A 15,455-nucleotide genomic window follows, 5' to 3' on the forward strand; every position below is an offset into this window, starting at 1 on the left:
GGGATGAGTAGTGGTAATGCCCCTGCGGGTGCGGCTAGTGTTGGTCCTTTTTGCATGTGTTCGGACAATTTGGGGTGCCTTATCTTTGGTATACCAAAAGCTCACTGGCAACCAACACGATTAAATGAAGTGGTTACAACACCTTGGTGCTCACCATCATTAGGTGGAATTAAACTGCAAGATACTTTGACAGGACTTGGATATAACAATACCGAAGAAGACAATCCTACCGCTTTTTATCAATACCATTATTTTGCTTATCCAATCATGACTATGTTGGATATGTTAGTTATGCCTTCGTGCGGTGATGGTTATGTGGATTTTGATTTAATGTATTTGTCTGAGGTAGACCCCTTATGGAATGACGACCTAATGAGTTTAATGCTGAATCCTGAAGCCATTGTTTTTGGTAATCCGGCAGCAATTGCCTGGTGTATTACTGACTGTGTATTGACTACAGCAGATATGCAACAAGAAGAGTTTTATGGCTGTCTTGGTTGTGATGGGTTGCTGTATCCTTTAACTGGAAATATTAATCCTCAACCTGATCCTGTGGCGGGTTCTTCACTTATTACACAAAGAGTTTTGGCATCACTTCACAGAAAAGGACTAGCTAAAAAAACGATAGGTGAAGATGCTATGTGTAAACCAGAGTATTTCCCGACAATTCCTCGGTCACAATACCGATTTTCTATGCTTTACCCTGTACCAGAAGCTTCCTCTGAGCCTGTATCTATCGTTAACCCGTCAACGGACGGGACAAATGCGGGTTCTGCAGGAGGCGAACAAGAGGTTTATGATCAATGTTGTCACCCTATGGGGATGAGTACATCGAGATGGTGTACCCCAACGGGAGGAAGAACGAGGCCAGGAATGGATTCAGCCTATGTTTATCTGATCTGGAATTATCGGGATTGTTGTATTATCAGTAGTGGTGAGTAAGTAAGATGAAAATAAGAATTTTTTTATTAGATGCGGCACATAGAACACTGACCTACTTCATGATGTTTTTGATGACTACAGTGAACATCCAAAGACCTATCGCTATTACTGCTAGTATGACTGTATTGTCATCTCCTTTGTTCGCGCAAACTAGTGATTCATTGTTGCTCGATAGTTTGGTGCAAAAATATGATCTGAATAACCCTCAAAGAAATCATCAAGAAGGGGGGATTACACCAGAAATGCAAAAAGCGTTAGACAATAGGCAGCACAATGATTTAACCCAAGTTTTAAGTGATTCAATTAATAGTAGAGGTGCTTCAAAAACATATGATTTTTCAGGTTATACGCTTGATACGGCAGATTCGATAAGTAACGCTAATGGAATGGCCAATAATATCGGTAAATCGCACGGCTCGCCTCAAGAGGGTGTCTTTGGCGAAGTAAGAGTTGAATATACCAAAAAAGGGACCAGAAAATTTTCACATGATGCTAATGGCAAACTCATAATGTCAGCCGTTAGTGGTGGAGAACGAGTACTTGGCGTTGGTATTGGAAATGTGGTAGGTAGCGAGATAAACAACACTGAACATAATTTTCAGGCAGACACAATGCACGGCGATAATGATGGCATATTAAAAGAGGGCGCAAAAGCCAACGTTTCATTAAAAAGTGGAAAAACGGGATCAGCACGAGCGTATCAAGATATTACAAACACAATGAACAAGGCGATGAATACCCGGGTTGACGATGATGCAGCTTGGTTAAGTAACACATGGAATAGACTTGATGAAACAGAATCGAATCAAGGTGATTTTTTCCAAGCTTGTACAGATATTGTGACAAGTGAAACCCAAGAGTTTAAATCGGAAAGTAGTCGAATATATCACTGTCAGGATTTAACAAAGTCGTCACTTGATTACTGCGATGTGGAACGTATCGTTCGTGTACCAGTACTTTCAGTTAGTCCAGGACTTCGTGGTTGTGGGCTAGGCTGTTTTGAGTTCGATTTGCATGTTGATACATGGAAAACAAGTAGGTGTCGAGAAACATGGGCCGCACATGATCCTGTTGATTGACTACATTCAAGTTAATGCTAAATACCGAAGAATATGATTTGGTTAATGTTAACTTAAAAGGTAGGGCTTGGGATCACTTTAAAGTATCTGTTAACGGTGAATCTATTTGGGCCTCACAAGGTAGACCAGATAGACAAGGAACAACGGGTAACTGGGGGAGTAAGTGTAATCCTGATGGCGGTAGTAATGGTCAGGGTAATATGGATGTAAATGTCACGGACTCTGTTAAAGCAGCAATAGGAACCGGTGGTGGCATACAAGAAATTGATTTTTTAGGTGAGTTGAAATGGAAAAGAACGGGCGGTATGGATATTGTCGTACAGCTTATGGTAGAAGATAAGACAGGTAGAGGCTTAGAAAGTGAATACATTCAAACACCGGCAGGTTGTTATGATGCGCTTAATGAAGATGCAAGGGCAGCTAATCCTTTAGAGGGTGTTTATTCGCCAGAAGAAATATTAGGTATCACCAACGATCCTTATGTTAGTAGAGCATTTTGTACATCTCCTGTTGAAAAGCCTACATGTAAAGTCGGCGAGACTTTGTTTGGTAATGTAACACAAGAGGTTTGTCTCACCAATGCAAGACCTATTCAAAAATACTGTTCGCGCGGAATAATGGATGTAACACAAACTCATTGTGATGAAGATGCTAAATCGACGACAACAACAACACCACCAATAACAACAACACTTTCATGCCCTTTTGGTGGTACTTTGATAGGAAGCAAATGCCGTATACCTGTTTCGTATGTGCCGCGATGTAATGCTGATCAGGATTTCCGGGGCAATATGATTGTACGTGGTGTTAGAAAAGATAGATGTAGCAGGAGCCCAACCAGTTCTACATCACGGAGTTGGTCATGTACAAATGGTCAAACATTTGATAGTAGCTCTTGTAATGTTGAACCTGAAAATTATCAAACAGAAACGGGGGGGCTTATTCAAACAGTTGATTCAAATGGTTTCCCAGTCACACCATATGACAATGAAGGCTCTTTGATTACATTTAAGGATACTGCCGTGTGCACAACAACTCATACGATTGAAGTTGAGGATGAGCCTGTCAGTTTTTGTGTTTTTGATGGTTATGAAATTATGGAAGAAGGACCAGGTGATCATCATCCAAGTGTGCTTTCTGTGATACCTGATTTCTTTGTTGGTGACACAGGTGATAAAACATGGAAAGTGAATTTGGAAGGTTATAAATGTAATCCCACCTATGCAGATATTGTTGGTTTAGAGCGCTATACAGGTGAAGAAGTTACTTATACATGGGAAGAGATAAGGGAACTGGATAATCATTGTCAAGTTTATATAGATGATGCCAATTGTAGCGAAATTGGGAGAAGTTGTTCTATGGGGTGGCTTGAAAAACAAACAGATCGATGTATCGCTGACACGGTAGATTATGAGTGTATTACCGAGACAGCGCTTGACTTTGAATTGGAAACAACCAACAATGTTTGTGAGGCTTCAATTCCTTGTCTTTGGCGGTAATTGTGAATTTGGCGAAAATGAGGCTAACGGTAGGTTTGTTGAAGCAATGGTGCAAGCGTCTGTATTACAGGGTGTGGAAGGCGATAGATCCTGTGAGGTACATGACGACCCAACAACCTGCCATGTTTTTGAAGGAGAGTATGAGTATTGCAGTTGGGATGTAACAGGAATGGGCGGTGATTGCTGCGAAGAACCCGCCGGATTAAATGTTATGTCGTATGTCACGGCTGCGCTCGCTACCCAACGCGTCAATGCCATGACAGGTCAAGGAACATTCACTACGACTGTTTTAGGGGAAGTTGCGACTGGTGCATGGGATATAATGGCAGATACCGTTGTTGGTGAAGGTATGGAAGCTGCGTGGAATACAACCAAGCACGGCGTTTACCAGTGCAACAGAAAGTTTGTTTGGCACCGGAGTGGTGGCGCAAGCGCCACGACTAGTGCCGTTAACGCGGCCATTGCAGAGCTACAACAAATGGTTTTGAAAATGGTATATGACGCATTACCCGAAGAACTTGCTAAGATGATAATCACAAAAACAGCAGAAGATGCGGCGACGGATGCAGCTGCGGACCAAGCGGGTGAGTATGCTATGAATGGCGTTTTGAGTAATGTCATTGGCATGGTTGCCGGCGCATATGCCATTTATACATGGGTCAAATTGATCGTTTCATTATTGACCGCATGTGATGATTCAGAAATAGATATGGGAACTAAGTTAGGTCAACGACAATGTGTTAAATTCGGGGAAAGCTATTGCTCCAAAGAGGTGGCGGGGTTGTGTTACCAAAAAAGAAAAGACCATTGTTGTTATAGCTCTATTTTGTCACGCATCATCATGGAGCAAGCGCTTCCTCAATTAAATAAGCCTTTTGATAAAAATTGCGAAGGATTAACGCAAGAAGAATTAGGCTCTCTTGATTTTTCTCAAATTGACTTATCGGAATGGCAAACGTTGCTGATAGAGTCGGGCGAGGTACCAACAGAAACCAATGAGCAATCACTAACAGGCGGTGGTGAAATGGTTGATACGCATTGTGAGTACACTGAAACGTATGACCCCATTACTGAGACAATGATTGTAGAAGAAGATTGTTACGGCACACTTGAAAATGGACGAATTATCAATGCTGAGGAGCGGCAAACAGTCTCAGAAAGAACACTTGAAAGAACAAATAGTATTAATGGTGCTAGCAAGGCTGCTGAAAACTCTGCTTTAGACAAAATTAACAATCTTGATTGTTCAGAAATCCCAAGGCCGACCGTTTGTACGTTCGGCTTTGATCCAAGGGATGATATAGAATAGAGGTGTTATCAATCAGGGGTTGTTACCCCCTGATTGATTGTCTTTATCAGTACCGTCGAGAATACTCGGTACTTTAGTGCCGAGTAGTTCACTAGCGTTGCAGTGTTTTGTTGGTGTCGCTTACGTCAAATAGATGCTGTTTTCCTTGGTGTGAAACATACGGATAAAGGTTAGTCCATGAAACCTTCTTCGATGGCTTTCCATCACCATTACGTGCGTAAAAAGAAAAAATTTGGGATTAAGGATATGCCCAACATAATTTTTATTCAACGCTAATAAATAAAAGGTATTAACGCTCACTTTTGCTGTTCTAGATGTTATTATCCAATGTGCAATATTGTTAATCATCACCTTGCCCGTTATAGATGGCTCAAAAGTCAGGGCACAGTATGGTCTACCTTGCTCGTTCAAACTGCTTTTTTCAAAAAAAGGGGCTTTAAAATTCCAGTTCAACTTTTTATAAGGTGTGCTTTGATTACCTGTGTTGTAAGCATCATCACAGCTATCATCATAAAAAATAATTCCAGTGTTGGTACTTTGATATTTCGTTGTTGTAAAAACAGCTCCATCCCACTCCATATTAGGGTAGTTTGATGTCAGGGCTTGCTTAATATTTCCCTCAATTAAATTGCGTATCGTTAAGTAAGCGGTAGGTGATTTTGGATCGGGTAATTCACTAACGGGCATAAAATCAACTAAGATAGGACTCCACGCTCTACCTTTATCTGTATTGCTATCTAAAATACCAAAAGAAAGCGCACCAAATATGCCCGCCGAAGCAAACCCATTAACCATAGACAAAGTACTAGACAATGCGCCTTGACGATTGTTAGACGCTTTTAGCGGGTCTTTTTCATCATCAACACCAAAACCTAAACCTGATGGACGTACCATCATAGAGATATTCTTAGCATAGCTATAATTCTTATCCCACTCATATTCGTCGTCTGAATGTACAGTGACAAGTGGGTATTCAGTTGGTGGGACGTAAGGTGTTGAGCCACACGCAGTTAAGCCAATAAGCACAAGAGAAAGCAAACTGTTTTTCATAATGTTTTTCATTACAACGATACCTTTTTAATTAAGTTGCTGTAATTATCCACGAATCGAGAATTACAGCAACAAACTAGGATTGTTATTTTGGGTTGATGTTTTTCTAAGCAACAAAATCCAATCACACTAAGTAACACCCAACCAAACGAACCACCAGAGTCGTTTGGTGCTTGCTTGGTGTTTTCTTTATCCAAATCAAGAACCGAAACATCGATTATACTTGATACTTCATCTTCGCCATCAAAAACTGTTAACTTAAACACTAGATTACTATCTTGAGAAATTTCGGGTGCTATAAACATCAAATCCAATGTGTTCTCATCACTTAATTCAACTTTTGGGCCGCTTAACTGTACCCACGAGTGCGTTAAGTCGTCATTGTCTTCGTCATAACTCGAAGCAGAGATAGAGACTGTTTCGCCCTCGTTGACACGCATAGTATCACCTAATTCTATGCTCGGCGGGGTGTTTGGTTGAACAACAAACTCAATATCAAATAAGTTGTTACTACCATGAGAGTCAACATCAAAAGAAGTAGACGAAAGCTCACCTGATAGTTGATATTCACCAATATTACCGCTCAACGTGAAATGGACATCAAGTGACTCGTTAGCTCTTATTGTATTAACACTACATGACATTAATGTATCTTCAAGCACTGCACATTCACCATTTTCTAAAAATGCATCTGACAAGGTGATTGCTTCAGGGAATCGTGTCTCAAACTTAATATTATCTACGGCTGTGTTTGTGTTGTTGTGAATAACAAAATCAACGTTCAACAAACGTCCAGGTCGAGCTTTAAATTGTGTCCCTACAAGATCAAGCGCAATATCGATAACCTGTCCTGACTCACGGCACCAACCTATATCGCATAGAATATAAGCGGCAGCGCCAAAGTCCTGTACATTGGCGCCATCTGAAGCCATAAGTTGTGTGGGTTGGACATTAGGTGAAAAATGCGATATTTTTTGTCCGTCACTTTCGCCATCAGCGTGTAATTCAACAGCGCCATCATGAACACCACCTGTAAGTAATTTGGTTAATTTAGATTGTGTGGCTGCAGAGCCTAAAAACAACAAACCATCACTGGAGGATGCAACAGCTTCTTGCTCGTCAATTGATAGTTCGTCAAAAGCAACCAAAGGCTCGCCTTGAGCAAAAACGAATTTGGTAAAATGACTAGGTTTAGATATTGGTTTAGGCAGACAACTACTAAAGCAATTAATTTTAGCGAACCCCATTACATGAACCGGCTCATGTAATACAGTGGAAATAAAACTTCTTTCTTGACTGTTATTATCAAAACCAAGATAGAATGGTGTATCGAGTGAAAACATTGTTGTGCTTATTGTAGAGCTTTTAGTGATCGTACTCTGCAAAGTGGATATTAGGTTTGAAGGATACAATCGGCTTGATTCCAGTATTCCATATGGGTTTCCATTGTGTTGATTGTGAAAAATAAATGTAGGGCCGCTTGTGATTGCATCGAAGTTTTCAACATCACCACCTAACACTTTAAATTTGACGTTAATTGCAAAATTCGTCTTTATATTGACTTGGGACTCAACCATCCTTATTGCTCTATATAATACGTTTTTACGTGCTTCCCCGAGTGTGGTAGCGTTATTGCCACCGACAGGCGCGTATGATTCCTGACTATTAAAACCTACACCTGTGTCGTCCAAAAAAACGACCTCTATTTCCCCTGCGTTAGCATATGCAGATAAAGCGAAAGTTAACGATAATACTGCGTTTCTAATACTTTTATTCTTTGTTAAAAAGCCAATCATAAATACTACCTCTATTTTATGTGTGAAGATTTTTCTTAGAACCAATAGTATTTCATAAAATAAGTTAGCTGCAACAAAGCTGAATTGATCAAAGACTAAATTAATCAGCTTTGTATTATCCGCAATATTCGGGTTGTTATGATGTTTAGTGACAACTAAATCACTAGAAGTCAAAAATAAACGAGTCTATCAAATTAGTGTTGAAAATATTTAAGTAATATTCTTTGCGTATTTTATGACACAAAGAGTTTACTTATGTTGACAGAAGAACAAGCCGGAACTATTGAAAATGTAGATGAAAACAAGATGATTGTTGCACTTGCAGGATCAGGAAAAACACATACATTCATTAGTTTAGTTGAGCGGATTTTACAGGAAAACCCATATAGCACGATTGCAATGGTGACTTTCACCAACGCGGCGACCAGTGAAATGGAAGATCGCGTTAAAATGAAGGTGGGTTCGATGGCGAATCGCGTTAGCGTGAGTACCTTTGCTCGGTTAATGCGCGTTCAATTTGTTCCGTTAATGAATAAACGTCGCCTACTGATTGGTGGTGAGTATTACGGCTTTATCAAGCGAGCAATGATATCTCAGGGGGTTGATTTAGATGAATTGAGGGATTGCTTATCTGAGGTAGATAAGTTGGGTCGTGATTTAACGTTTGTTGATGATGGTTCAAGTTATTCACGGGTGTTTGCGGAATATTCAAACTTACTAAAGCGTTATGGCCGATACGATCTTAATTTGATGGCTAGAGAATTAATCCAAGCGCTTATTGAAGGAAAAATAAAACCTATCAAGCAGGATTTTATATTAATAGATGAATTTCAAGATACTGATATTTTGCAGTATGAGTGGTTAAAAGAAAACAGCCGAAATAAAAAGGTAGCGGTGGTTGGTGATGATGATCAATCTATCTACGCATGGAGGGGGGCACGGGCGTATGAGGCTTTCGTGGATTTTCAAGGTGATTTTAACGCTGAAGCTTATTTATTGAGTCAGTGTTTTCGCTGTGCACCAGAGATTTTAAGTACAGCAAAGGCGTTCATTGAACACAACCAAGACAGAATAGATAAAGATATGAGTTCACCAAAACCTCTTGGTGGCACGGTGAGCATAAGAACAATCCCAAAGAGGGTACGTTTCAGAGTTCACAAAGAAAAAAAGTGAGCGTGATGATATTGATATAGCCGGTGCTAAAGAATGCGGTTCGCCGCAATTAGAGCCTTATCGTTATGTCGCCGCCGAGCTAAAAGGAAAAGATTCTCATGGTTGGGCAGTACTGGCTAGGACGAACCTACAACTAGATGAACTTGAGCAGGCCATGTCAGAACAAGATATCAATGTGGTACGGGTGGGTGGAAAGTCCATCTTTGACAATGAGCATTCTGTTGGGATAAGTGCATTACTTTTAGGGATCGTGACAGCCAAAGGAAACAACCAACTATCAACAGGCCTTGGTTGGCTTGGCGAACAAGAAGCAGTATTACATCAAATATTTACAGCATCTAAAGGTATGGGGTTTTCCGCAGTATCAGTAGGCGGGGGTTCAGTGGTTGTCAGTAACTATTGCTATGCAAGAATTTGCTATTGAAGCGCAAAGAGTTAGTGGAGAAGAAAATATTAAGCAATTCATTAAATCATTTCACAAACGAATCGCAGCGCATATTAAAAAACAAGGTGACTTCGATCAGCAGCTTCAATCTGCCATATTAGATATTTTCATTAGGATACTTGTAAGTGGGGAAGGGAGCTTAGAAGAAAGAGCGTTTAGGCTCGCATCTAAACTTCAAAAGCCAAATAAGAAGCCAAGTCACCGTCAGACCAATGCCGTAGTGTTAACAACATTGAATTCATCTAAAGGGCTTGAGTGGCCAAACGTTTGGATATTGGGCCTGAACGAAGGCAATGTGCCATTGCTTAAGGGTGATGATGGTGTTGAGAAAGTAGAGGAAGAACGACGATTGCTGTACGTTGGTATGACAAGAGCAGAAGATAACTTGGTGTTAAGTTACAACGAAAAAACTCCATCTCCCTTTATTAATGAAATTACAGGGTTTGAGCCATAATTAGATCTGCTAAAAAGCGCCCTCTAATAAAACACACCTCATACTGAATGTCATAGAATGTGGTTGTAGCTATCAGCTACCTCCGCCGAAAGCTGATTTTCAGGCGAAAGCCTAATGATGACATTGCCCAAAGACAATGTGCGAAAGCATAGACCTCCTACCAAGTGGTTGGTAAGCAAAAAAGATAACATTTTTATTATCTAGCTTACCAACCGCGACTTTTCTGCATCTAAAATTTGAGTCGCTTTCCCCATGATGATTTATGGGAAAGGTGATTTAACCTGAAAAAATTACTACCAATGATGAATCTTTTCATCGACCGCCTGCTAGCGGAATACAAACCTCGCGGGATTTTCTTTACCGAATTATCCGACAGTCATTCATTTGCTTTGACTTTGTAATACAGGCGTAAGCCTTTTAACCCCTTTGGGAGATACATGTCATCCCATTGGGATAGGTGTATTTCTCATTAATTTAATTTTTTGGAGATATACCTATGGAATTTTTAATCATCGCTTGTTGTATTTTGGCTGCATTGCCAACCTATAAATTGTTTGTACGTCCTATCTGTTCATTGGTTGGGATTATATAAACATTTAGCGTATTTAACCTTTAAGGGCAGAATGTTTTCCCTTATAGGGTGCATGTCTGTTTTTATTAAATAGAGAGAAATAGATATGAATATAAACAATGCAATTGTTAAAGCTTTTGCTAATAATCTAGCTGAAATAGATACTGCTATTGTTACTAAGTGCTCTTTTGCTTACGTTGATTTTGTCAATGACATTGATCAACTGTTATGGACGGCACTAAATGAAGGCAACGTAGTTCCTGAGCTATATATTGAGATGATTAATCAAGCTTTAACTGATTTATCGTCTGAATATAAAGATAAGTACCTGAATGATTATGCTGCTGCTGTTGATATTTTTGAAAAAAATAGTGCTTGTGATATTGCTGCTGATTTTGTTTGCTCACCTGAATACATAGGAAGAAAAACAGAAGAAGCGTTTTATTATGAAAATAGCAACGAAGACGAGTACGAAATGAATATGGCTCTAGGGCAATATTCAAAGGTTACTAGACCTGAACGTGAGCATGAAGGCGCATTCGACTACTACTTGGGTTCTGATGTACCTCCTTGTCGATTGTATAAGCGTTTAAATTATAATGCTTTTTATGTTTGTAATGAAGGGGTTGGTAATCTTGTTAAATGGTTTGTGGAAATTGATGGTGATTATTATTCTTTTGTTGATCACTATAAACTAACGGACATTGACCTTATCACTAAAATGGAAACTTTTTTTCATGCTATTTGGGTAATTGATCCAATAGATATTGTTAAAGAGTCTGATTGGATAATCGATGAAAATCACACTGAGTATAAAATGCTTATTGGATGTTCACGAGCCGGTCATTACTTTGGCTATGTTAGCGGATATCCTGATTCAGAGCCCTACTGGATAGGAGATGCTTTTACTTCGATTGAAAAAGCTGAAGAAGGAAGAATAGCTTATGAGTTTAAAATTGAACAAGATATTTCAAATCAATTGGAAAAACAAGCTACTACTTCTACTTCTGATAGTGACTCATTGGCTTTGACCTTTTAATGCAGGTACAAGCCTTTTTACCCCCTATGGGAAGTACATTTTATCCCATAGGGATAGGTGTATTTCTCATTAATTTAATTTTTGGAGATGCATTATGGAATCAGTTTTTTTATTTTTAGGCATTTTAGGTTTGTCATTAATTTCACTTGGATTTTTTGGTTGGTTTTTATCCCTTTTTTTAACGACTCCTTCGAGTCAAAGTTAATAACAATGGGGTACAAAATCATACTAAGTGTTAAATCACAATTTAAGAGATAGGTGAAGATCATGACTGAACATTTGAACAAATTAAAAATAATTAAAGCTAAAGCGAACGCTATAGCAAATCGAATTGATGTAAATTGTGTCGATAGTGAAATGCAATACAGTGAACTAGCACAATTGGCTAACGAACTCGGCGGTATTATTAACGCAATTGAAGCATCTAACAACCAGTAAGCGCTATCTGCACCTTTGTTGATTTTAATCATTTTAGGTCTTGGTTTGCTTTCTGTTATTGACGTTTAAGGTGGTGTTACCACTTAACTACATTTTTTAAGTGTATTTAAGTGGTAACACCATCAAAAACTGGAGAAAATTATGCAACAATCAATACATTCGCCCAATCAATCAGCCCACTTCCTCGACCACCAAAAGGGTATCCTTTACCTAGAAAGTGGTAAAACCTTTAAAGTTGGTCGTTCACAGTCACTAGATGACGTCCACAAAACCATTGACCGTATAAAACACCGTTTTACACAGTCAGGAATAATGGGTAGTGACGATGAAATCACGGCTGCGCTGTAGAAATATGGCGAGTAATCAAATGTCGGGGTGTGTTATCACAGAAATGTGAGAGTCGCCCCGGTCAGTTGATCTTTTCTATTTCAATGTTAAGTCATTTTTCTCATGAGTATTTATGAGAAAGGTGATTTACCTGAAAAAATTACTACCAATGATGAATCTTTTCATCGACCGCTTGCATGCGGAATACAAACTTAGCGGGGTTTTCTTTACCGATTACCTGACAATTTATGATTTCCATAAATTACCGCGAAAGCGAAAAACAACGAGTCTTTTGACTCAATAATCGGCGAAAGCCACTTTAACCTATTAAGGGAAAATTACCCTTATAGGGCAGTTTCCCTTTGTTATTCCTTAAGGGGAAACTTATGAATGCAATTAATAACATCCAAACCACTACAACAATCAATTCAATCGACTTTAACGAGTTAGAAAGGGTTGATGCTTCTCTTCTTTTTCCTAGTGTTTATTCACCGGGCGAAAGTCAAGTTATACGTCGCAAAAACCGTCATGAAGACTGTATTGCCGGCAATGGTAATTATGTTCCTCAAGAAATGGTTTTACGTCGTTGTTTAGCTTGGTGGCATGGTCGTCAATCGCAACCTCTCGGTTTGCATGGCGAAACTGGAACAGGTAAAACGGAGATGTTGCTATTTATAGCGGATATGCTCAATGAACCTGTTTATATTATAAAAACACATCAAGGTTTGATGCCAGATGATTTGGAAGGCTCGAAAGAGTTAACTCAATCTCCTGGTGGTATTGTCACAACAGATAAACTTGGTCTTGCGGCTAAAGGTTACATGTGTGGTGGTTTAATCATCTTTGATGAAGTGGATAAAGGTAATGATGCTTTGCATTGTTCTATTCACGGTCTTGTTGAAGGCAAACCTTGGCCTATTGAGCAATTTGGAATTGTTTTGCAAAAACACAGCTTATGCCGTGTTGCTGCTACAGCCAATACAATGGGTGAAGGTGGTCATGATCGCTATCATACATCAAACAGAATGGATGCTGCTTTACGTAGTCGTTTCGGTTGGTTGAATGTTGGTTATCCTGATGCAGTAACGGAATTAGACATACTTACAGGTATGTTTCCTAAGTTACCTAAGCCAATGCTGAAAACAAAAATCAATCTTGCCAATCGCATTAGAGATGCCGTTTTAGGTACTGACAGAAAAGGTATTGATGATCCATTGGGAGCGGTTTTTTCAACGCGAACATTGGTTAATTGGTGCGAATCTGTAATGTGTTTTGGCTTATCTTGTCCTTGGTCTGAGTCATTAGCGTTTGCTTTTGATGGTTCGGTTGATCCTGAAAGTAGAGACTCTGTTGACGATATTATTCAACGTGTGTTGGGTGATTTAATCAACAAAGATTTACGTGATGTGTTAACTGAATACTCAAAAAAGTAACAACCTTAAATACAGTAAAATCAAATTCCTCTACCAACCCTCGTGTTGGTAAGGTTTTTGAAGTGTTTGAGGTGATAGGTACGAACAACAATACAGGAAAGGAGTTATCTCTTTGTCGTGAACTAGATGCTCATGGTGGATCGATTGCCGGAACTGAGTTCTTGTTAGATAAAAATAGTGCTTTTTCTGCTATTGGTAGTCATGGGGTTTCATTTCCTCTAAAACCTAACGCTTATCGTCATGTAACTGTTGTTGATGTTGATGGTGGTATATATGAATTAAAGGATATGCCTTATAAGTGTGAGCCTTTACCTGAAAAGTCAAGTGATTGGCTTTTGTTGAGACATCTCGACGGTAAAGATTGGGCTATCACAGAAAAAAGTGATGGGCAGCTTGTGTCTTTGTTCAGAAATGAACATACATCAGGTCGTTGGATTTGTAATGTGCTTGATAGTAGTACTTCTATGGCCAAGCGCGTTAAATCTAAAAGAGAAAAAGGTTACAAAGTAGCCTCTTCAAGTAAAAAAACATGGAAAAACGCTCAAAAAGCTTTTTCTTAATTATTAGTAAATAAACCTCAGTGGGTATGCAACAACTATCCATTGTGGGTAGTTGTGTCTGCATTCTCACATTCAAATTTAGGGCTTAGCCCCATAAGGAAAATGTATGAATTTCGATATAGCTACTGCTAAAAAAATTGCTGCTGATGCAGTAAATAACACCGACCTAGATATTAAATCAGGTGCTTGTCTTGTTTCGGTAAAGGTTCAAGGTTCTTGTGGTCAATCCACATTACCTAAATCTAAAACGATTATAGATGGTGCATCATTAGATTCAGATTTAGTAAAAGGCACAGCTTTACAATGGTTTCCTAAAGAGGAATTGCGATTTTCAAATCGTATTCTTCAGCAAGTTACTCGTTTGTTGGGAAGTTGTGGTGTTTCTTATGGTAAAGGAATGACTTTGGTGCCATTGGCTTCATTAGTTGACCTTAAACATGACCTAAACAGCTTAGAGAATGAGTTTGATGCTGAACTTCAAACACTTTGCGGCCGATACCAAGAAATAATCAGACAACATCAAATTAAAAACCCTGATGTTGCTGAGTTGATTGGTCGTCATGCTTTGACAGAAGGGGAGTTTAAATCCAGATTCATCTTTAGAGTGATGCCGCCAATGGCGATGTCACCGTTATTTGAAGAAGATGAAGGAGCAGTTGTAGCCGATGTGGTTTCAACATTATGGGATGAAGTTGCAGAAGACGCAGCTAAATTACATAAAAACTCTTTTGCTAGAAAAGAAAAAGTTTCGCAAAAAGCCGTTAGCGCTATTAAAAAGTTACGCCGCAAATTAGCTAATTTAGGTTTCTTAGAACCTAAAATAGACACTGTTGTGGATGCTTTTGATAAAGCTTTAGCAGCACTGCCTAAAACGGGTTATATCGTTGAGGAAAGTCTGCATAAGCTAGGGCATTTTGTGCTTCAAGCTGCAAACGTTGATACGCTTAAATCGATGGCCGGTATTGGTTCTTTACCTTCGGAAGAAGAAGAAGATAATGAAAATGCGGACTTAGTTTCTGATTTTGAAGGCTCTATGAGTACAACAACTGTTGTTACTGATAGCAAACCTGAAGTTGAAGAAGTTGAAGCTATCACGGATGCTGACATTGAGGGGGTTATGAGTACAACAACTGTTATTACTGATAGCAAACCTGAAGTTGAAGAAGTTAAAACTATCACGAATGCTGATATTAATGAAGTTTTTGAGAGTGTTGTACCTGATGAAGAAATTGAAGCATTAGCTGATACAGAATCGTTTGGTGATGCTTTTATTGCTTCTACTGTAGCTGTTGAAGACCAGTTTGCGGGGTTCGGAAACTTCTAAATTAAATTTAACCCAT

General features: G+C 39.2%; 15 protein-coding genes. 13 read left to right on the top strand and 2 right to left on the bottom strand.

Translation table 11 applies throughout. The features are described from left to right. The first annotated feature begins 3 nt into the window (after positions 1-3). From L3081_RS24290 to traN, 4 genes are read left to right on the top strand one after another with little or no spacing between them, the layout of a single operon-like run. Entirely contained in the window at positions 4-942 is a 939-nt protein-coding gene (locus tag L3081_RS24290; protein ID WP_242289000.1) for a TraU family protein, read from the top strand. Between the two features lie 5 nt (positions 943-947). After that, positions 948-2,021 (top strand): hypothetical protein, encoded by a 1,074-nt coding sequence (locus L3081_RS24295; RefSeq protein WP_242289002.1) that lies wholly within the window; start codon positions 948-950, stop codon positions 2,019-2,021. A gap of 14 nt (positions 2,022-2,035) precedes the next feature. Beyond that, the gene (locus L3081_RS24300) at positions 2,036-3,520 is read left to right on the top strand and encodes a hypothetical protein (protein ID WP_242289004.1); all 1,485 of its coding nucleotides are present in this window, start codon (positions 2,036-2,038) and stop codon (positions 3,518-3,520) included. Next, the gene (traN, locus tag L3081_RS24305) at positions 3,483-4,829 is read left to right on the top strand and encodes a conjugal transfer protein TraN (protein WP_242289006.1); all 1,347 of its coding nucleotides are present in this window, start codon (positions 3,483-3,485) and stop codon (positions 4,827-4,829) included. The genes L3081_RS24300 and traN overlap by 38 nt, the downstream gene beginning before the upstream one ends. Positions 4,830-4,949: 120 nt before the next feature. Here traN and L3081_RS24310 read toward each other — a convergent pair whose 3' ends face one another. Together L3081_RS24310 and L3081_RS24315 are read right to left on the bottom strand one after the other, a co-directional pair. Next, entirely contained in the window at positions 4,950-5,891 is a 942-nt protein-coding gene (locus L3081_RS24310) for a hypothetical protein (protein ID WP_242289008.1), read from the bottom strand. Continuing rightward, a complete protein-coding gene (locus tag L3081_RS24315) occupies positions 5,891-7,675 on the bottom strand; it encodes a PKD domain-containing protein (RefSeq protein WP_242289010.1) in 1,785 nt (594 codons plus the stop codon). Before L3081_RS24315 ends, L3081_RS24310 begins: the two co-directional genes overlap by 1 nt. Before the next feature lie 255 nt (positions 7,676-7,930). Between L3081_RS24315 and L3081_RS24320 the strand changes: the two genes are divergently transcribed. From L3081_RS24320 to L3081_RS24360, 9 genes are all read left to right on the top strand, one after another. Further along, complete coding sequence (locus L3081_RS24320) at positions 7,931-8,848, top strand: UvrD-helicase domain-containing protein (RefSeq protein WP_242289011.1); 918 nt, start codon at positions 7,931-7,933, stop codon at positions 8,846-8,848. A 154-nt stretch (positions 8,849-9,002) separates the two neighbouring features. Next, positions 9,003-9,272, top strand: a complete 270-nt coding sequence (locus tag L3081_RS24325; RefSeq protein ID WP_242289014.1) for a hypothetical protein — start codon at positions 9,003-9,005, stop codon at positions 9,270-9,272. Further along, positions 9,235-9,747 carry a 3'-5' exonuclease gene (locus tag L3081_RS24330; RefSeq protein WP_242289016.1) on the top strand — a complete coding sequence of 171 codons (513 nt, stop codon included), beginning with the start codon at positions 9,235-9,237 and terminating at the stop codon, positions 9,745-9,747. The genes L3081_RS24325 and L3081_RS24330 overlap by 38 nt, the downstream gene beginning before the upstream one ends. Before the next feature lie 677 nt (positions 9,748-10,424). Further along, positions 10,425-11,357: a hypothetical protein gene (locus tag L3081_RS24335; RefSeq protein WP_242289018.1), complete on the top strand. Its 933-nt coding sequence runs from the start codon at positions 10,425-10,427 to the stop codon at positions 11,355-11,357. A gap of 267 nt (positions 11,358-11,624) precedes the next feature. Next, the gene (locus L3081_RS24340; RefSeq protein ID WP_242289019.1) at positions 11,625-11,795 is read left to right on the top strand and encodes a hypothetical protein; all 171 of its coding nucleotides are present in this window, start codon (positions 11,625-11,627) and stop codon (positions 11,793-11,795) included. A gap of 141 nt (positions 11,796-11,936) precedes the next feature. After that, on the top strand, positions 11,937-12,143 hold the full coding sequence (locus L3081_RS24345; RefSeq protein ID WP_242289022.1) for a hypothetical protein: 207 nt from the start codon (positions 11,937-11,939) through the stop codon (positions 12,141-12,143). A 365-nt stretch (positions 12,144-12,508) separates the two neighbouring features. Continuing rightward, a complete protein-coding gene (locus L3081_RS24350; RefSeq protein ID WP_242289024.1) occupies positions 12,509-13,555 on the top strand; it encodes an AAA family ATPase in 1,047 nt (348 codons plus the stop codon). A 62-nt stretch (positions 13,556-13,617) separates the two neighbouring features. Next, positions 13,618-14,115 (top strand): hypothetical protein, encoded by a 498-nt coding sequence (locus tag L3081_RS24355; protein ID WP_242289026.1) that lies wholly within the window; start codon positions 13,618-13,620, stop codon positions 14,113-14,115. 106 nt (positions 14,116-14,221) lie between these two features. Continuing rightward, entirely contained in the window at positions 14,222-15,439 is a 1,218-nt protein-coding gene (locus L3081_RS24360; RefSeq protein ID WP_242289028.1) for a DUF3150 domain-containing protein, read from the top strand. The last annotated feature ends 16 nt before the right edge of the window (positions 15,440-15,455 follow it).

The organism is Colwellia maritima (genome assembly GCF_022669015.1).
GTDB lineage: Bacteria > Pseudomonadota > Gammaproteobacteria > Enterobacterales > Alteromonadaceae > Colwellia > Colwellia maritima.